The organism is Pseudomonas marginalis (genome assembly GCF_900105325.1).
GTDB classification, from domain to species: domain Bacteria; phylum Pseudomonadota; class Gammaproteobacteria; order Pseudomonadales; family Pseudomonadaceae; genus Aquipseudomonas; species Aquipseudomonas marginalis.
Genome location: NZ_FNSU01000003.1, coordinates 926,729 through 945,458 on the forward strand (window position 1 = coordinate 926,729; position 18,730 = coordinate 945,458).

Below are 18,730 nucleotides of genomic sequence, written 5' to 3' on the forward strand. Positions count from 1 at the left end.
TGAGCAGAATCTCCTCTGACAATACTTGAATAAGGACGCTCATGAAAAACAAGATAGGGACGATTTTGATGAGGAGTAGGTGAGCGCTTGGTTGCTCTGCGCTTTGCTCTGCGGAGTGACGCCATTGTGCTCTTGCTGGAGCGGATTGATCCAGCGACGCAGCGCGAACTCGACAACTCCAAGCAAACGGCAGGCTTCGATATGGCTATAGCCTGATCGAGTAAGAGGCCTGCTGCCGCGTGTTTGAATTCAGTGGAAAAGGAACGACGTTGTTTGGTCATCAGGCACCTCTATCTGGCGAGCATTCTCGCCTAAATGGGGGCCCGGTTTCGTTAGACTACAAACAGGGCAGCGGCTCGACGCCAAAAATCGGTGGCGGCCAAGGTAACGGCATGCCGCTTAGATTTACAGGCTTGGATGCTTGATCAAAAAGACTTAAGCCTCTGCTTCCCAAGGGCGACGCACGAATCGGACATAGACGCCCAAGGCGTCAACTGGTGATGAGTATTTCCTTACCCCGACGTCGGAGCTGATTAGAAGGATCGGTGCACTCGGTTTCGCGGGGACCTCAGTGACCAACCAAGGGGCGAGGCTTTGCACAGGCCTGTGTAGGAATGCTGTTTCGCGCCGTAGCCCCAGTGCCTCACGTACGTTCTCCTTCGAGGAACTGCGCACGTCTTTGCAACTGATGCCCGCAAAGACCTGCAAGTGAGACGGACGCTCTCCCGCGCCAGGTTCAAGTACACAGACGTCAAGCTCGTGTCGGGCCTGGCGGGGGGCGTTTCCCGGATATCCGCCGTTATGCGCCCAGCTCAGCGACTCAAACTCGACCGACGTCCAAGCTTCCCCTACTGGTCGGCCAGCGGCATCGAGCAGATCAAAGTGTGAGAACCTCTGGCGATCAGCTAGAGCTGGTTTACTCGCCACAATCACCTCAGACGCTTTACCTCCTTTGGAGGGTGGCCGATGAATGATTGACCCTTTAGGGTGTGCACGCCGAAATACCCTCAGCAAACGAGCTAGAACCAGCATTTCGTACAGCTTATCGCGGGTCATCGCTTGTAGTTGCAGAGGGGGAGGCGCTTTCGCGGCAATATCGAAGAGCGCGCCCACAGCTTTGACCAAGTCATGTGCTGCCGGTTGGTTCTTCTTATTTTTCTTGGTGCTTGCAGCCAGGGGTGATGGAGTCGTACTCATAAATCCTCGTTGGTCTCTCGTGGGAGAAATTTGAGCAACGCTTCCCGTAACGCAATTTGCTGCTTCGTCGGGCGCCGTCCAAGGTTATGTCGTAGGTTGGTTTTTCGGTTGCCGACGCGCATATGCATTGACTCGACCTGCTGATCGCGTGCGAGCAACTCGTTGAGTTCGCGGCGAACTGCTTGTTCGGTTCCGCTGTTCACCGGAAAAGCGAGCACCATCAGTAACGACAGGGCCTCTTCAAATCGCTCTTTGGTCTCGCTGCGCCTCGCGGCTTCCGCGTAGCCGCTGCTTGACCTATTACGCTGTGGCTCCTCTCCAAGGGGCTCATCAGGCTCGACTGGCGCGCTGAGCTTGGCCAGCTCCATGAACTGGTGCACCAATGGTCCCTCATACGTGCAAGCTCGTCGATGTATCTCGCGAAGTGCCTGTTCCAGGTCGTCCTCACCTTGTAATGTGATCTGCATGTTTTCCTCCATGATTGTTTCAGTGTCGCGGGTCAGACAGCTATGCCGTATTTTTTCAGAGACGACTGTGCGACCTTGACTCATCCACTGATGTCTCGAACTTCTGTCCTGCTGGCTCCGCAACCAGGTTTAACGCAGTATCGAGTCAGACTTAGTCTCTGAAGCAGCGCTGCTGAGCAGCCAAATCAGCGCAGGGGATTGCTTGACGTGTTCTGCCATGGTTGTCATTGCAACCTTGAGAGGCGGAATAGTCGACACCACGACATCGTAATTCTCGGCAGGCTGTAAACGAACGCCAATGATGACACTTTTGTCTTCTTGTTCGCGGGCGTAAGCAATAAAGCCATTCTCCAACGGATGCACATATTCTCCAGTCCGCACGTCGGGATAGTTTGGGGCCTTGTGGAAATCACTTCGTAGTGCAATGACTTTGGTCACGGCCTTGAAGGCCGGGCTGAAGTTGTCGGTAAGGTAGTCGTAGCTTATGGCAAATAGCACGCTAATGATAAGAGCCCCTGCACCATGGAACATGATCATACTGCGCGATTGCTTGAATTTAGCCTGAAAGCCGAGGAGCGCGGCCAAGCGGGTCATATGTTGCCAGGCTGCTTCGAATGACAGGCTGATCATCGCGATGACCATGATCAGCACTGCTGTCAGACCAAGGAGTATTGCCACCACAAGCAGCCACGATGGAATGTAGAACAGCAACGCGAGAAAGCCGACTGTCAGATCAAAACTTTGAGGGGGCAGCCCTAACGTCTCGGCAACCGCGAAACGCGCGCATGCTGTCGACATCAGCAGTGCAAGCAGATGCATAATGATGATGGGCGTTTTGGCGAATGGCTTATCCCATGCTGTATGGAGCCAGCGGGCGAAAGGGATGCACCAGGCAATGAATCCGCAGATTATCAATGCAGCCGCGACCGTTGTCCCGATGGTAAGCGCGGATATGCCCGTGTATAGGGAAGCTGCAATCGTGATGAGGTACGTAACTACCGAGGCGAGATAGAACCGTTGGGATACGGAATATTGCTGGAATTTGGCGAGCAGTTTTGCTTTCAGAGCTATCATTTTCATCCTTGAACTTCTTTTCAGTGCTTCTAAAATCCATGCGGATAGCAATGCTTGGCCGCCTTGATGTACGTCTCGTTCTGCCAGTTGAGGTGGATGACCCCGTGGCGGCCCATCAAACCACCACGAGTTCAGCTTATTTATGTGGGCACGAATGGCGAATCAATCGGCTGGCAGACAATTCGCCACATCCCGCGTACGCCGCCTTCGACCCAAGTGCCTTCCAGCACATTCGAGCCTTCGAAGCGGTGCAGCGTTGCTCTGCCGTCGAAGCCTTCTGCTTGCAGTTCGTAATGCCCCGGGCCTTTTGCCTGGCCTCGATATTGCCAGGTCTGCCCCGCGTCGTCATAGGAGACGGTGATAAACTCGATGTCGATCGTAACCTTGCAGGGTTGATCGAACGACGCGGCACTGCTGGGGCGGAAGGTGTCCATTTTGGCGTACATGTTGGCGTCCTTGTAAAGATATCAGGAGCGGTTCAGGGCAGCAGCCAAGTGCTGTTTGGGGTGGTTGACCGGATGCCGACTGCCTGGCACTGCTCCAGAATCGGCAGAATGTAGGTGATGTTGGTACGGCCCGGCTTGCCTTCTGCTCTGTAACGAGCCGCCTGGCAAAGTGGGCCGGCTTTTTCGTACGTATGGTTGGAGCTGATTTCCACAGCTTGTGCTTGGCCGAAATGATTGTTACCAGCGAGGTAGTCCAACGTTTGCTGGAAAGCTGCTCGAGTCAGCGCCAACTGCGAGTCTTCCGATCCGGTCTCAATCACAACGCGATTTGCATCAACGGTCGTGATACGGAAACGGGCGCTACGCGACGGTGTTTGCAGTTCCTTGCCTTCCAAGCGGCTGATCAATGCCCAGAGAGTGTTGTCGACTTGAAAGATGTGCTTCATGGGATAACTCCTGAGTTGCTAAATGGACGCTAGCTTTAACCTGAAACGACTTATGGAATCTTAATTCCCAATGCGTTCAGCGATGCCGTATCCATCCGGCCATTTACGGTAAGTCCACTGTCCATCTGAAAAGCCATCAACGCACCACGTGTCGCCTTGCCCATCACACCATCAATGGTGCCTTGGTAATACTGGCGCACCATCAGTGCGGTCTGCACACGGGTGACCAGGTTGCTTTTCTGCTCATTGGTCGCGCGGCTCTTTGAAGTGCTCGAACTTATCCCGCTGGTAGTGCCAGACGACTGATAAAAGCTATTGCTGTTGGAGGTGCCGCTCGAAGCACTCGGCGTGCTGTAGCTTCGGGTACTGGTAGCGGGTGGGCTGTAATAGCGAGGTGCGCTATAGCCACCCGATCCGCTGTAATGAGAACTGTGCGAACTGTGGGATCGGTGCGAACTGTGCGAGCGATGTGCCGCATAGATGTTGACGGTGTCCGGCGCATTGAGCGTATCGGCAAATACCGGGGGCTGGAGCTTGTCGTTGGGTTGCCAGTTCGCGTCGGCGAGCGACAGATGGCCCGCCTGTGCCAGGGTGGTACCTGCCATTGGCAATAAGCTGATCCCACTGATCAGTACTTTCCAGCGGTCGAGCAATTTCACTGTGCACTCCTTGCGTAGGCGCTAAAGGCCTCGTTCGATAGTCGTTGTACGCCGCGGCTCTGCCAGCGGTCAGTGTGGGATTTGAAGAAGCCAGAGCAATGATTGATGGCTGCGCATTGCTGGCAGGTATCGATGAATAAATTCTTCCAGTCCGAGATGCTCTGGCGGGCGAAACGCGAGAGATGGGCCGGGATCAGGCACAGCGGCAAGTTGTAGATCGAAATCGGCACTCCGCGGTTGAACAGGAAATACACTGCCTGGCTCAACGACTCCTGATAGTCCAGCGGGTCAATCCACAGTTCTTCATAGTTCTTCCTGGCGAGGCCGGTACTTTCGATACCCATCAGAGCAACATGCCGCACGAAGGGCAGGTTCCTGAACACGTAGTGGGCGAGCTCCGGCAAGCGTGGCGTAGTCAGGCGATTGAGCACCACGCGTATCTCGATGATCTGGTTGGCGCGGGCCAGGTTGTAAAGACCTTGCAGGGTTTCATTGAATGCGCCTGGAGCCTGCACCACATGGTCATGGTCTTCAGCATTGTCGGCATACAGCGGGATGCCCCAACTCACCTGGGGGTGGCCGATGGCAGAAAGAGCTGCGATCCAACTCGGGTCTTGGAACAGACGCCCGTTGCTGAGCACATGAATGGATTTCTGCGGCAAAACGGCTTTGCACTTGGCCAGGATTTCGAGCAGGCCGTCGCGATAAAGCGTTGGTTCTCCGCCGCTGATTCCCAGATCTTCCTCGCCCGGGTCCATCAGGTCGATCAGCCGTAGGTTCTCCTCGATGTGCCAACGGTCATCGATATCTTTGGGCGGCTGCGAGCACATCAGACAGAGGCTGTTGCAACGATCGGTCATGAACAGCAGGTTGCTGTCTGAGCCTCGTCGATAGAGCACTCGCACCATCGCGTTGCCTGGTGTGACGGCAATGACATCGCCGGGCTGCACGACATCCGCATCTTTAGGGGTGTGCAGGTGTGGCCGCACGCTGTCGAAGTCGCCGATCAATGGCTCCGGGATCAGGAATCCACCCACTGGTAATGAGAGCAGATGCGGGCTCCTTAGCCGTTCTTCGTTTGGCAGCCAAAGCAGCAGGTCACCGAACTCAGCGCTTCCGGCACAAACAGCCAGGCCTTGTTCGATGAACTCATCCACAGTGATGACCTTGAGCAGTTTCGGCTCATTCAGGTGATGGATTGCGAAGTGGGTATCTTTGCGCAGCATCGCCATCAGCCCCTGTAACCCGGAAACCGGACATCGTTGTAAGAGCGCCTGTTCAACCAAGACAGCAGCCCCCTCTGCACGTTGTCGTCGCCATCGCAAAGCAGGCCGAAAAGATGCTTCAGCAGCCCCATGTTCTTCTTGCAGAAGCTGCTGAACGCTCGGTGTCCAATCGGGTCAGCTTGGCGGGCATAGTGTTCGACGGGGTCAGCACCACAGAACGGGACAAGTGCGCAATCGGAGCAGCCCGGCAGCGCCTCTGCTACACCACTGGCGAGCAACGCATTCATAACGGGCGATGCGAGTAATTCGGACAAGGGTTGCTGCACGGTGCCGAGCCTCAAGCCGTCTTCACCCATCTCCAGCAACATTCGGGCTTCGTCCGAGGGATAGACGAAACCGTCATAGTTGTAGACCAGCGCCGCAGTGCCTGCGCCAGTGGGGGAGCGCAGGTCTACATAGCCGGAGGAGAAGGGTGTCAGGATATTCTTCAGCAACAAGCTCGTATAACTCTCTGAGAGGTATACGCCCTGTTGGTTGATATGCAGCAAATAGGCCAGTGCTTTCTTGTAGAAGGCCAGGTATCGCTCAATAGGGTAATCAAGTCGATGGGCACTCTTGGTGGCAAACCCATAAGGGCTCAGAGGCCGAAGTGAGATGCTGGAGAAGCCCTGGCTTACATACTCATCGATGATCGCTTCAGGCTGTTCGAGGCTTCTTGAAGTCAGCGTGGTCAGCGCGGAAACTGCATCATGGCCAAGGCGCTCACGGACCCACTGGATGCCTTTCACAGTGCGTTCGTAGGAGTCTCGTGACGGGGTAGGGCGGTTGGCGTTGTGCAAGGGCGCCGGCCCATCGAGCGAGGTCGAAAACTGGATACGATTTTGCTCTGCGAAGTCGAGTATTTCCTCCGTCAGGTGGTGCAGCGTGGTGGTGATGACGAACTGGATATCCCGTTGTTCGACCACGTTCCGTTCGACGATCCATTCGACAATCTGTCGGACGCGCTCGAAGGCCAGAAGCGGCTCGCCACCCTGAAACTCCACAGTCAGGGCGGGAGCGTTCGATTCGAACAGGCGATCGACCGCCGCCTGCGCATCCGTTTCCGACAGGTCGTGGCCGGATCCTCCCAGAGGGGCCCGCGACACCTGGCAGTACTGGCAGGTATGGTTGCAGCGCAATGTCACCACGAACAAGTGCAGTGCAGGGCCCTGGAAGAGGAAGTCCTTGCGGCTGCGATACTGCGCGGCCATTTCCGGGAACGGGTCGTGGCGGCCTGGTTCATAGATGAAGTGGCGGGCCAGCAGGTCCTTGTAAAAAGGCGTACTTGCTTGAACGTCGAAGTAACTGAGGGCTCGTAATTGCGCGTCGTTCACGTGCATGTACTCACCGGTATCGGAGGTGAGCAGGATGTCACGGTCATGTCCCGTGTTCATGCGCATGAATCGAAAAGGCAGCAAGCGGTAGTGCTTGGCGTCTGTCGCAATCAGTGTCACTGGGAAATCCCACATCCAGCGAGAGCGGCTCGGGCCAGGACTTCGCGCAACCCTATTGTTTCGCGGTTGATATGGTCGCGTAGGGCGAAGTCGTTCAGATGCTGAAGGATCAGCGAGTGAGCCTTCTCCGGGGAAAGCGTTAGCCTTGCTTCAGCGGGGTGGGCAGTGAGACTTATCTGATTGGTTTCAATACCGACCTGGATCGCGACAGTGTCGGCCAAGGAATAAGCGGCGCGTTGCACCACGCTGAGCGGGTAGGCTGCGCTGTCGAGTTTCAGCGTGACTGGCCATGTCATCGGAACCGGTCCTTCAAATCCGTTGGAAACGTGTGGATTTTGCAGGTTGCCGAGGCATTATGCCATCATAATTTTTTACATTTGCACGCATTTATCCAGCGTGGTGGGTGGCGTGCTCACTACGGCCCGGTCATTGATATGGGGTAGGGCCGAGGGTTCATGTGTCCCTCAGTCCACTCATCCTCATCGATAGGCTGCTTGGCCTCAGGCTGAGGGCATCCTTTTGAAACCCTCCAAAGCATGCTCTCAGATGTGCCCCCAATGTAGCGATCCACTGGAAGTGGATGGATCTCCATAGTCTATGAAAAGGCTAAAATGATCAGCTAAACAGCCTGTCCGACAAAACCTAGAGACTCTCAGGGTCGCCAAAAAACATCTGAATCCGCGACCTCAACCACCGCTCCCCCGGATCATTGTCCTGCGACCCACGCCACGCCATGTGCAATTCGAACGTGCGCACCGGCAATGGCGGTTCTTCTGCACGCAAGCCTCCCGCGGCCGTCAGTGCTTCGGCCGCGTAGTCCGGCACGATGGCAACAATGTCGGTGCCTGCCAGCAACGTCCCCAGGCCGTTGAACTGCGGTACTGCGAGCACCACATGGCGCTTGCGGTCGAGCTTTTCCAACTCTTCATCGATAAACCCGCTCAAGTCGCCGGCGAACGACACCAGGGCGTGGGGGCGGGCGCAGAAGTCGTCGAGGCTCAGGGCGCCCGGCACGCTGTCGGCGCGCAGCAGTTTCGGCAGGCTGCGGCGCAGTACTTTGCGCTTGGCGTTGGCCGGCAGGTCGGCGGTGTAGCTGACGCCGATGGAAATTTCGCCGGAGGCGAGCAGGCCGGGCATCAGGATGTAGTTGACGCGGCGCACCACCAGTACGATGCCGGGGGCTTCGGCGCGCAGACGTTTGAGCAGTTGGGGCAGCAGGGCGAATTCGACGTCGTCGGACAGGCCGATGCGGAACACCGCGGTGCTGGTGGCCGGGTCGAACTCGGCGGCGCGGCTGACGGCGGTGGAAATCGAGTCCAGGGCCGGGGAGAGCAGGGCGAAGATTTCCACGGCGCGGGCCGAGGGTTCCATGGTGCGCCCGGTGCGTACGAACAACGGGTCATCGAACAGCCCGCGCAAGCGCGATAACGCTGCGCTGATGGCCGGCTGGCCAAGGAACAATTTCTCGGCAGCGCGGGTCACACTGCGCTCATGCATCAAGGTTTCGAATACGATCAAGAGGTTAAGGTCGACACGACGCAGGTCGTTACGGTTCATCTTGTGTCCTGGAAGAGTCAGCTTTACTTGACGAGAGCGGCCATATAAGAGCCCTGAAGGTCCATTCAGACGCGTGACCGGTATGAATCTTACGGGGAAAGGCTGGTACTCTGCACCGGCTAATTGAGTTTTCCTACGATACTTGAGGTCTATTCCTCAGATGCGGAATCAATGACAGACATGTCGACTATTAACGGCGACCGGTGGTCTTAGCCGGAAAGCCCAGATAGAGTTCATGGCAATAGAGGTTACTTTGACGAGGTTTGCGATGTCCCGCACGATCCGTTTTCACAAGTTTGGTCCGGCCGAGGTGCTCAAGTGCGAAGAGCATGCAGCCGCGCAGCCCGCACCGGGCGAAGTGCAGGTCCGTGTCGAGGCGATTGGCATCAGCTGGTATGACATTTTGTGGCGCCAGAACCTGGCGTCTTCCCACGCACGCCTTCCATCCGGCCTTGGCCATGAGATGGCCGGGGTGGTCGTAGCCTTGGGCGAGGGCGTGGATGACTTGGCAGTGGGCGATAAGGTGGCCAGTTTTCCGGCCGAGAGCCCCAATGATTACCCGGTGTATGGCGAGCAGATCGTCCTGCCCCGTTCGGCCCTGACCCGCTATCCGGACGTCCTGAGCCCCATCGAAGCCAGCGTGCACTACACGCCGCTGCTGATCGCCTACTTTGCGTATGTGGACCTGGCACGGGTCAAGCCCGGGCAGTTTGCCCTGGTGACTGACGCCAGCCACTGTGCCGGCCCTTCGTTTGTGCAACTGGGCAAGGCCCTGGGTGTGCGGGTGATTGCCGCCACCAAGGACAGCGCTGAGCGCGAGTACCTGCTTTCTCTGGGCGCAGAAAAAGTCATTGTCACCGAGGAACAGGACCTGCTGATGCAAATCAACAAGTTCACCGACAACCGCGGTGTCGACGTGGTGTTCGATGGCTTGGGTGGCCCGCAGATGTCGTTGCTCGGTGATGTGCTGGCGCCCCGTGGCAGCCTGGTGCTGTATGGCTTGCAGGGCGGTAACCAGACACCGTTCCCGGCGTGCGCGGCGTTCCAGAAGAACATTCAGTTCTTCGTGCACTGTATCGGCAACTTCACCGGCAAGCCGGAGCTGGGCATCATCCAGGATCAGGTGGCGTTGCAGCGTGCGTTGCGTGACATCAACCAACTGACCGCCGATCGTGTGCTCGTGCCCCTGAAAACCACGGTGTTTCCGTTCAATCAGTTTGTCGAAGCCCACCGTTACATGGATGAATGCCCGTGCCGCGAGCGGGTTGCGTTGCAGGTTGCGGCTGTTTGAGCTGTAGGAGTATTCGTAAATGAGTACTCCGACGCCTGAGTGAATGGGGCAAATGCGCCATTTGACAGGGCTTAACCCGCCCGCTCCAGAAGCTGCCGACCTGGTACTTTCAGCCCACAAATCCGGCCCTCTCTCCCTGACGCCGCCCTGAATCCCAGTGCGGCGTCGTTGCATGTGCACCTTTTACGCGACATCGGTTGTTCATCTGAACTGGTTTTCGGCCCGCTTCTGTATCTATTAATCATTATTCCAACACTGATAATTGCGCCTTCACTTTCATCTCAAGGACTGAGCAATGATTGAATCCATGACTCGGCTGCTGATAGTTGCTCGAACTATCGACGCGGCCCACAGGTGTACTCAGCAAGACAGGTACTTTCATAAAGCGTACCGGCCATGCAAATGGAAAAGTTGTTTGAGCCTATTGTCGGACACTTCTTTAAAAGGCTGGTTAAAAACGCGTAGGACCTTGTCGGAAGCCTCCTAAGGCTAACCTTTTAGAAATTTTTACCAATATTTTCATTAGGTTATGCGCTTTTACGGGTGAAAAATGCTTCCCGGCAATCCCTGTCGTTTTGTTGCGTGGTGCTAGTGTCTAATCATCGGCGCACAATGCGAGGCGCGATTTTCCTACACGCAAAATAGGTCAAGCAAACACTGTCAGCAGTTGCTTGAAACTGATATTTCAACTCGGGTAGTAGAACTATGAGCACTATTCACGAACAGGCTATGAATCATGTTTACCAGCAAGTTCTGCAACGTCTGATCGGGCACTTCACTCGCGCGGGACGTACCGCTCTCCAGTTACTGGTCCAGCGAATCATTGTCGCGGCAGGCGGGATGGAGCAGGTGGGGGATTTCAAGGTACTGGTGGCCCACGGTGGCGGTGAAGTCAGCAGCTATACCCTGGCGCTGCTCCGAGCGGCTCAACTGACCATTGCCGGTCGCGCGCCACGTACCTTTCAACTGAGGGTCGCGACGCTACGGCACGCGGGCATGACCGACGGGCAGCTCGATACCCTGAATCGCGGCTACGGCCGGCTGTTTCTCCACGATGACCCGCGTGTCGAGTTGTTGATGGTGGAAAACCAGGAGGTACAACCCTTCAATCACCAGCGTCCGGTCTCAGCGATCGGGCGAAAGATCAGCCAGCGCAATATGTTGATGGTGGGCCATGTGAGTGCCGGGGACTGCCGCGCCACCCTGTGCAACGACACTTACCTGGCCGTCGGTGATTTTTACCAGCGTGTCACCACGTGCAATGGCGGCGTCCATGCGCTGGTCAGTGGTGACTCCCCGCGTAGGCAGAGTCAGTTTCTCGCCTGGCTCAAGAAAACCGCCCAGGGCGCAGGCGTCCATGTTCCCAAGGGCCATCCGCTGTCGCTCAACGCGTTGTTCGCCCACATGGACGAGTGGAGCACCGGTTATTTCCAGGATGTGTTCGGTGAGCATTACGTGGCCAGTGATAACCCCAGCACGGCGGGGCATCGTCACTTGGCCTACATCGGCATCGCCGACCTGCTGGAAGATGTCGACATCGCGTCGACCTCCCTGCTGACCGAGTTCATGGCCTACGCTCCCGATCCACTGGGCTTTCACTTCAGCCATCCGGCCTATTCCAATCCGTTGCTGATGGCTCATCTACGTGGGTTGCAGGCCGAATGCCTGCGTGCGCTGGATTATGAGGAAGGCGTCGAAGGTTTTGTCCAGCAGGCCGCCGCGTACATGCGCCGTCTGCGCATGCCCGACGACTTGCTCGTTCAGGCCGGGACCCGCGAAGGGCGCATGCTCTGGAGTACCTACGCCCAGGAGTTCTTCGGCTTGGATGAGACCCAACTGACCTGCCTGCTGTTTTCACCCTTTGTTCATCACGGAGAGCGACTGGAAGGTTATCTGCGCCAATGTCACCCGGGCATGCTGGTGGCGTTGCCTGAGTTGCACAAAGTCCTCCAGGGCAACGGTTCCGCCGAAATGCTGCAGCAGTGGGTAACGGACACCAGCGGTTTGCCGATGCCCTTGTTGCAGCACCTGTACCGCAAACGGCCGCTGGCCAGAGAAAACGGCATGTGTCGCGCCGCTGCGGCCCAGGGCGCCGCGCAGGCCGTGCCATTGTTCGGGCGATGACGCTGCGCGGCGAGCGTCAGGCGGATTTCGCGTATCAGGCGGTCTATCGCTACATGATCAGCCTGATCAACGAGGTCAGTACCGACACCCGGGTAAAACTGCCGTCGTTACGGCAGTTGGCCGGACGCCTGAACGTGTCCATTTCGACGATCCAGTACGCCTATGCGCTGCTGGAGAAGGAGGGCAGGGTGTATTCGGTGGCCAAATCCGGCTATTACGCCTGGCCGATGTCGGCAAACCCGCTGGCGTGGGCCGGCGGGGGCCTGCTTGATCGCCTCTACGCGGCGGCCCGGCGCCCCGGCATGCTGGTACTCAGTGGTGACGAGCCGGCATTGCTGGGCTCCCTGGATGAAACACTGCTGCGGCTCGAGCGGGAACTGGTGCGCCAGTACCCGTCGCATTTGCAGCCCTGGTCCCAGCCCTGCGGTGTATGGGAATTACGCGCAGCCCTGGCCGCGCGCTATACCTCGTCGCCCACGCGCTGCTGGCATGCCGACGACGTGTACATCGGCGCCGACCTGCGCGGCGTGTTGGACATCCTGATCGAAGTGCTGGGCCTGCGGGGCACCACCGTGATTGTCGAGTCGCCCTGCGACTGGTTGATCCTGCGCCTGTTGCAGGACGCCGGGGTGCGCATCATCGAGTTGCCCTGGACGCTGGAGGGCCGCCTGGATCGAACTGTGCTGGGGAAGCTGTTGCGTGATGAGCCTGTGCATCTGGTGTTGCTCTCGTCTTCCGTCAGCCTGCCCAGCGGGGTGGCCATGTCAATCGACGAGCGTCTCGACGTGGCACACCTGCTGGAGCAGTCCGGTTGTTGGTTGCTTGAAAACGACACCTTTGGCGAGCTGGGTTTTGAAGCCCCCCACACCGCATTGCGTGAACGGGTAAACCCTGAGCGGCTGATCGTGTTTTCTTCGTTCGAGAAAGTGCTCGGCTCGGAAGCCCCCTACGGCTACCTGCTGTGCCGGCGCATGAGCAATGAGTTGCAGCGTCAGTTCCTGCTGCGCTCATTCCGTTTATCGTCGATCCGTCAGCGCGCGATTGCCCGTTTGTACCAAAGCGGGCGGATTGACCAGCACCTGCACACGCTGCGCCAACGCTTGAGCGAGCAGGCGGCGCACATGAGCCAGCGTCTGGAACAGCACTTGGGCGACCAGGTGACTTATCGGATGCCGGCCGCCGGTGCCGCGTTCTGGCTGGCCTCCACCCGTGCCGTAGACATGCGCCAGGCATTTCAGCGCCTGCTGGCACGGCAAGTGGTGATCGCCCCCGGGGAGCTGTTCAGTGTCAGTGGCTTGCACCAGCAGCACCTGCGCGTGAGTCACACCTTCCACGGGCAGCCCAATCTGGATATTGCCCTGGAAGCATTGAGCGACGCGTTGCGCCAGGCGCAGACTGGGTGAAATTTCTCTTAACGATGTAGGATCGATACCATCGCGCAGCAGTCCAACTCTCAGTAAACTGGCATTTTTTCCGAATCCTTCTATCCGAGGTTTATGCATGACAATCAGTCCTTTTGCGGGCAAGCCGGCGCCGGCCCAGTTGCTGGTGGATATCCCGCGACTGGTCACGGCCTATTACACCGGCCAGCCTGATGCAGCGATCTCTACCCAGCGCGTAGCCTTTGGTACCTCCGGGCACCGTGGCAGCTCGTTCGAACTGAGCTTCAACGAATGGCATGTGCTTGCCATCAGCCAGGCCATCTGCCTGTATCGCGAAGCCCAAGGCATCAACGGCCCGCTGTTCGTTGGCCTGGATACCCATGCACTGTCGACCCCGGCCGGTGCAAGCGCGCTGGAAGTGTTGGCCGCCAATGGTGTGCACGTGATGCTCGCCGAAGGCGATGAATACACGCCAACCCCGGCAATTTCCCACGCCATCATCTGCTACAACCGTGGCCGTACCAGCGGCCTGGCCGACGGCATCGTTATCACGCCGTCCCACAACCCGCCGCAAAGTGGTGGCTACAAGTACAACCCGCCCAACGGCGGCCCGGCCGATACCCACGTCACCAAGTGGATCGAAGCCAAGGCCAACGAGCTGCTGGCCAATAAACTGGCGGGGGTCAAGCGCATCACCCATGCGCAGGCGCTCAAGGCCGACACCACCCATCGCCATGACTACCTCAACAGCTACGTGGCCGACCTGATCAACGTGATCGACATGGACGCCATCCGCAGCGCCGGCCTGCGCCTGGGCGTGGACCCGCTGGGCGGAGCAGGGGTGCGCTACTGGTCGGCGATTGCCGAGCACTATCGACTGAACCTGGAGGTGGTGAACACTGAAGTCGACGCCACGTTCCGCTTCATGAGCGTCGACTGGGACGGCCAGATCCGCATGGACCCGTCCTCCAGCTACGCCATGCAAGGCCTGATCGGTCTCAAGGAACGCTTCGACGTGGCCTTCGCCTGCGACCCGGACCACGACCGTCATGGCATCGTGACCCCGTCCGGCGGCCTGTTGGCGCCGAACAACTACCTGGCGGTGTCCATCGACTACCTGTTCCAGAACCGTCCAGACTGGCGCGCCGATGCGGCCGTGGGCAAGACCGTGGTCAGCAGCGGCCTGATCGATCGCGTGGCCGCGCGCATCGGTCGTCGTCTCTATGAAGTGCCTGTGGGCTTCAAGTGGTTTGCCGATGGCCTGTTCGAGGGTTCATTGGGCTTTGGCGGCGAAGAAAGCGCCGGGGCGTCGTTCCTGCGCAAGGATGGCACGGTGTGGAGCACCGACAAGGACGGCCTGATCCCGGCCTTGCTGGCGGCGGAAATGACCTCGCGCAAAGGCCAGGACCCGAGCCAGATCTACCGTGGTCTCACCGATGCCTTGGGGGAGCCGTTCGCCATTCGTGTCGACGCCAAGGCCACCCCGGCGCAAAAAGCCTTGCTGGGCAAGCTGTCGCCGCAACAGGTGACTTCCACCGAGCTTGCAGGCGAAAGCATCCAGCAGATCCTCAGCCATGCGCCAGGCAATAACCAGGCGATCGGCGGGTTGAAGGTGATGACCGAAAACGGCTGGTTTGCCGCGCGGCCGTCGGGTACCGAGGACATCTACAAGATCTACGCCGAGAGCTTCATTGGCGAGGACCACCTCAAGCAGCTGGTGGAAGAGGCGCAGGTGCTGGTAGACGGCGCTATCTCGGAATAACCCCAATATGGGAGGGGGCAAGCCTTAATGCCAGTCAGTTAAGGCTTTTTGTAGGAGCGAGCTTGCTCGCGAAAAACTCACAGGCGCCGCTTTCATTCAGGAAGCACGCGTTATCGTTGACGTTTTTCGCGAGCAAGCTCGCTCCTACAGGAGGCGATGTACGCTTAACTGACTGGCATTAGGGCAAGCCTCTCCCATAGTTTATTGGGCCAAAGCGTTGGATCAGGCCAGATCGACCAGCACGATCTCGCTGTCTTCAACCGCCGTTACCCGCAACACTTGCTCATCCTCAACCGCCACACCGTCTCGAGCGTGCGCACGCAAGCCGTTGACCTCAATCACGCCGGTCGCCGGTACCAGATAAGCCCGACGCCCAATGTCCAAGCGGTATTCCGCGCTTTCCCCGGCTTTCAGGTTCGCCGCTACCAGGCGTGCATCCGCGCGGATGCGCAGGCTCTCGCTGTCACCGGCCTTGCCACTGGCCAGGGTCACAAACCCTTCGCGATCACCTTTCGGAAACGGCTTGGCGCCCCAGGAGGGTGGCAGGCCGGCCTCGTTCGGGATGATCCAGATCTGGAAGATCTTGGTCGGCGTGGCTTCCAGGTTGTACTCGCTGTGGGCGATCCCCGTGCCTGCGCTCATCACCTGCACATCACCGGCCTCGGTGCGGCCCTTGTTGCCCAGGTTGTCGGCGTGGCTGATGGCGCCTTCACGCACATAGGTAATGATCTCCATGTCGCGATGGGCGTGCTGCGGGAAGCCGGTGCCGGGGGCGATGATGTCGTCGTTCCAGACCCGCAGGTTGCCCCAATGCATACGCTCGGGGTCGTGGTATTCGGCAAATGAAAAGTGGTGATGGGCGTCAAGCCAGCCATGGTGGGCGCCGCCCAGGGCGTTGAAAGGTCGAAGTTCAAGCATGATCGTCTCCTGTTGATGGCGCCTATGATCCGTGAGCCCATGATCGAAAAAAAGCGTAAAAAATGCCTGATTCCTATCGGTTAATTAGATTGATTGCTGGCGTTTTGACTTTCACTTCATCGCCTAACTGCATGACGGTAAAGCAATTGGCTGGAACTGAGCGCCGATTCCGGCGACCATGGTGCCCTTGTCAAAACCCAGCTCATCGCAGGAGTCCGCGTGCCGCAACACAAGCCTGATCTGCCCCCCGAACTGCGCCCATTGGCGGAAATGCCGCTGCTCAAACGCCTTGCCGCACGCCTGTTTGGCCATGGCCTGACGCGTTTGCGCGCACAGCATCGGTTTTCCTGGTTGCACGGGCAGGCCGATGGTTTTCGCAGTGGTCACGAGGCCGGCGTGGAGTATGGCTATCGCGAGGGCAAGGCCGATGGCCTCGAGGAAGGCCGACAAGTCCTGTTGATCCGCGACTTCCGTCCCGATGAGCACCGCGCGCCCGGCGTCGATGACAGCCTGTTCGACGATTGGCGGCTACCCTTGACCGCCGACGTGAAGAAACGCATCAAGGCTGATGTGGCCCGGTTGCTGCCGGCCCATGCCCAGCCGAGCGCGGCGCAATGGAAGATGATCTTCAGCGATACGCCGTCAACCTCGGTGATCGCCGGTGCCGGCGCGGGTAAATCCACCTCGCTGGTGCTGCGTATTTTGCTGCTCACCCATTACCTGGGGTTCGAATTGAGCTCGATGACCGTGGTGACCTTCACCCGCGAGTCGCGCAAAGACTTCATCAACAAGCTCATGGACATTCTCACCCTGTGGGGCCAACCCATTGATATGAAAGAAGCCCAGGCGGTGGTACGCACCTTTCACTCGCGCATCCTGCCGATGGTCCGCAGCCTGCCGGGTTTTGAGCGCCTGCAGGCGTTTGAAAACCTCAGTGCCGGTTTCGAAGACGCTGACAGCAACCCGTTCGACCTGCGCATCAGCGACGCCCAGCGCCAGCAGATGAATGCCTGCTACCACCAGTTGCAGGGGCGACATGCACGGTTTCGTGAACTGATTGCACCGCTGGCACGCCACGGCCTGCAACTGCGCGAACTGGAGCGCGATCATCCGGATGTACAAAAGCGCATAGCGGTGACCGAACTGGCGGCCAAGCGCGATGAAGAACTCTGCGATGTGATCGAGGACCTGTGGTTTCGTGCCGGCGCCTGGCCGATCAAGGGGATTGAGCCCAGTCGCCAGCGCTTCGAAATCAATGGCGCGCAGTTCCATTGCCACGGCTATATCCCGGCGCTGGATGCGTGGGTAGTGCTGGGCTTTGACGCCAGGGAAAACCCCCAGGTCAGCCGGCCGAATTCGAAGCTGTCGGTCCGTGCAGAGTGGGCGGTAAAGCGCACCTTGTTTCAAGCTTTCTGTCGTAAGCCATTGATATGGATGGATAGTTATGATGCATCAAAGCGTCTTTTGAGCAGCCTCGCCGGGGATGCCAGCGCGGGTCCCGGCTTTGATTACAAGGTCAAGGGTGAGCTGGCGTCGGCGCCGCTGCTGGACAGTTTCGTGATGGCCGCCGGCTTTATCGAGAACCTGGGGCTGGACGTGCCGACCGCCGTCGGCCAGATGAGCTTCGCCAAGGACGACCCGGACCGGTTCTTCTTCGAAGCCCTGAGCATTTTCTGGAAGGCCCTGGAAGACCACCTTCTCGACCAATCACCGCCGATCATGACCTATAACCGCATGTTCTCGCTGTTCGGCGAGAACACCCCGGAAAATCTCAAGCTCCTCAGCGATCCGCTGCTGCGGCCAATGTCGCACCTGATGATCGACGAATTCCAGGACGTATCGCCCCAGATCGTTTCGTGGATACGCGCGAGCCTGCGGGAAATCCGCAGTCGTGGGCCGGCGATGCATGTGGGCCGTGGTGCGCAACGTTCGTCCTTGCTGTGCGTGGGCGATGACTGGCAGTCGATCTACGGCTGGCGCGGCAGTTCGCCCAAGTACTTCATGGAATTCAACCAGCAATTCCCGGCGCCGAGCACTACCCGCGTCATGCTCGGCGAGAACTACCGCAGCCATCAGCACATCATCGACGCCGCCGAACATATCGTGCGCGCCGCACCGGCCATCCCGGGGAAAAAGGCCAAGGCCAGCGGCACGCCAAAAGCCTTGGTGCCGGTCACGGTATTGGAGCGGGACGATGCGGCGTTGGGGCGGCAACTGCTGGAGCATTATCAACGGGGCGATTCGATATTAATGCTGTATCGAAAAAGTAGCGATAAGTTACTGATTCAAGAGCATATTCAGTCGATTGTTAATGTTGATTCTAGCTTGCCCGTAGCGACGCGCAGGTTGAAGCAGCTGACGTACCACAGCGCCAAGGGCCTGCAGGCGGATGCGGTGTTCCTGCTCGGTGATTGCCAGCATGTGACCAGCTCGCCCTACAAGAACCAGGTCTACCGCATGGCGGGCCTGGGCAAGGACGGGAACAGCGAACCCTACGACACTGCGCAAAAGGACGAAGTGCTGCGCCTGGCCTACGTCGGGATTACCCGGGCCGTGAGCCATTGCTACTGGTATGTGGAAAAAACCGAGGGCCAGGCGGTGAATGTGCCCAAAGCCTCGGAGCGGGTCGACGGCAGGAAAGCGTTTTTCGACGATCAGCGCCATTAGTAGGGGACAAATGCGATTCCA

The 18,730-nt window shown here is 58.4% G+C and carries 15 protein-coding genes and 1 pseudogene; 5 read left to right on the plus strand and 11 right to left on the minus strand.

The features are described 5' to 3' along the window. Window positions 1-99 precede the first annotated feature (99 nt). The 10 genes and pseudogenes from BLW22_RS34455 to BLW22_RS13415 all read right to left on the minus strand — a co-directional run. A pseudogene (locus BLW22_RS34455) lies at window positions 100-281 on the minus strand (transposase); the annotation flags it as partial. Between the two features lie 912 nt (window positions 282-1,193). Next, entirely contained in the window at window positions 1,194-1,664 is a 471-nt protein-coding gene (locus BLW22_RS13375; protein ID WP_038856403.1) for a hypothetical protein, read from the minus strand. A 129-nt stretch (window positions 1,665-1,793) separates the two neighbouring features. Further along, on the minus strand, window positions 1,794-2,744 hold the full coding sequence (locus BLW22_RS13380) for a hypothetical protein (RefSeq protein ID WP_235865587.1): 951 nt from the start codon (window positions 2,742-2,744) through the stop codon (window positions 1,794-1,796). A 134-nt stretch (window positions 2,745-2,878) separates the two neighbouring features. Continuing rightward, complete coding sequence (locus BLW22_RS13385) at window positions 2,879-3,184, minus strand: hypothetical protein (protein WP_038856402.1); 306 nt, start codon at window positions 3,182-3,184, stop codon at window positions 2,879-2,881. A gap of 32 nt (window positions 3,185-3,216) precedes the next feature. Then, window positions 3,217-3,630 carry a hypothetical protein gene (locus BLW22_RS13390; RefSeq protein ID WP_074846757.1) on the minus strand — a complete coding sequence of 138 codons (414 nt, stop codon included), beginning with the start codon at window positions 3,628-3,630 and terminating at the stop codon, window positions 3,217-3,219. 50 nt (window positions 3,631-3,680) lie between these two features. Next, the gene (gene hxsA, locus BLW22_RS13395) at window positions 3,681-4,289 is read right to left on the minus strand and encodes a His-Xaa-Ser repeat protein HxsA (protein WP_074846759.1); all 609 of its coding nucleotides are present in this window, start codon (window positions 4,287-4,289) and stop codon (window positions 3,681-3,683) included. Continuing rightward, window positions 4,286-5,521, minus strand: a complete 1,236-nt coding sequence (gene hxsC, locus BLW22_RS13400) for a His-Xaa-Ser system radical SAM maturase HxsC (RefSeq protein ID WP_074846761.1) — start codon at window positions 5,519-5,521, stop codon at window positions 4,286-4,288. Before hxsC ends, hxsA begins: the two co-directional genes overlap by 4 nt. Continuing rightward, the gene (hxsB, locus tag BLW22_RS13405; protein ID WP_074846762.1) at window positions 5,521-7,008 is read right to left on the minus strand and encodes a His-Xaa-Ser system radical SAM maturase HxsB; all 1,488 of its coding nucleotides are present in this window, start codon (window positions 7,006-7,008) and stop codon (window positions 5,521-5,523) included. Before hxsB ends, hxsC begins: the two co-directional genes overlap by 1 nt. After that, on the minus strand, window positions 7,005-7,304 hold the full coding sequence (hxsD, locus tag BLW22_RS13410) for a His-Xaa-Ser system protein HxsD (RefSeq protein WP_074846763.1): 300 nt from the start codon (window positions 7,302-7,304) through the stop codon (window positions 7,005-7,007). The genes hxsB and hxsD overlap by 4 nt, the downstream gene beginning before the upstream one ends. A 346-nt stretch (window positions 7,305-7,650) precedes the next feature. After that, window positions 7,651-8,565: a LysR family transcriptional regulator gene (locus tag BLW22_RS13415; RefSeq protein ID WP_074846764.1), complete on the minus strand. Its 915-nt coding sequence runs from the start codon at window positions 8,563-8,565 to the stop codon at window positions 7,651-7,653. 268 nt (window positions 8,566-8,833) lie between these two features. Between BLW22_RS13415 and BLW22_RS13420 the strand changes: the two genes are divergently transcribed. The 4 genes from BLW22_RS13420 to pgm all read left to right on the plus strand — a co-directional run bounded on the left by BLW22_RS13420 (window position 8,834) and on the right by pgm (window position 15,124). Continuing rightward, complete coding sequence (locus BLW22_RS13420; protein WP_027605764.1) at window positions 8,834-9,856, plus strand: zinc-dependent alcohol dehydrogenase family protein; 1,023 nt, start codon at window positions 8,834-8,836, stop codon at window positions 9,854-9,856. A gap of 705 nt (window positions 9,857-10,561) precedes the next feature. Beyond that, window positions 10,562-11,980 (plus strand): hypothetical protein, encoded by a 1,419-nt coding sequence (locus BLW22_RS13425; protein ID WP_074846765.1) that lies wholly within the window; start codon window positions 10,562-10,564, stop codon window positions 11,978-11,980. Continuing rightward, window positions 11,977-13,383, plus strand: a complete 1,407-nt coding sequence (locus BLW22_RS13430; RefSeq protein WP_065927599.1) for an aminotransferase-like domain-containing protein — start codon at window positions 11,977-11,979, stop codon at window positions 13,381-13,383. The genes BLW22_RS13425 and BLW22_RS13430 overlap by 4 nt, the downstream gene beginning before the upstream one ends. A 97-nt stretch (window positions 13,384-13,480) precedes the next feature. Then, the gene (gene pgm, locus BLW22_RS13435) at window positions 13,481-15,124 is read left to right on the plus strand and encodes a phosphoglucomutase (alpha-D-glucose-1,6-bisphosphate-dependent) (RefSeq protein ID WP_065927598.1); all 1,644 of its coding nucleotides are present in this window, start codon (window positions 13,481-13,483) and stop codon (window positions 15,122-15,124) included. 222 nt (window positions 15,125-15,346) lie between these two features. Here the strand turns inward: pgm and BLW22_RS13440 are convergent, their stop codons facing one another. Next, window positions 15,347-16,042, minus strand: a complete 696-nt coding sequence (locus tag BLW22_RS13440; protein ID WP_065946728.1) for a pirin family protein — start codon at window positions 16,040-16,042, stop codon at window positions 15,347-15,349. Between the two features lie 219 nt (window positions 16,043-16,261). Here BLW22_RS13440 and BLW22_RS13445 point away from each other — a divergent pair, with 219 nt between their 5' ends. Further along, a complete protein-coding gene (locus BLW22_RS13445) occupies window positions 16,262-18,709 on the plus strand; it encodes a UvrD-helicase domain-containing protein (protein WP_074846766.1) in 2,448 nt (815 codons plus the stop codon). Window positions 18,710-18,730: the final 21 nt, after the last annotated feature.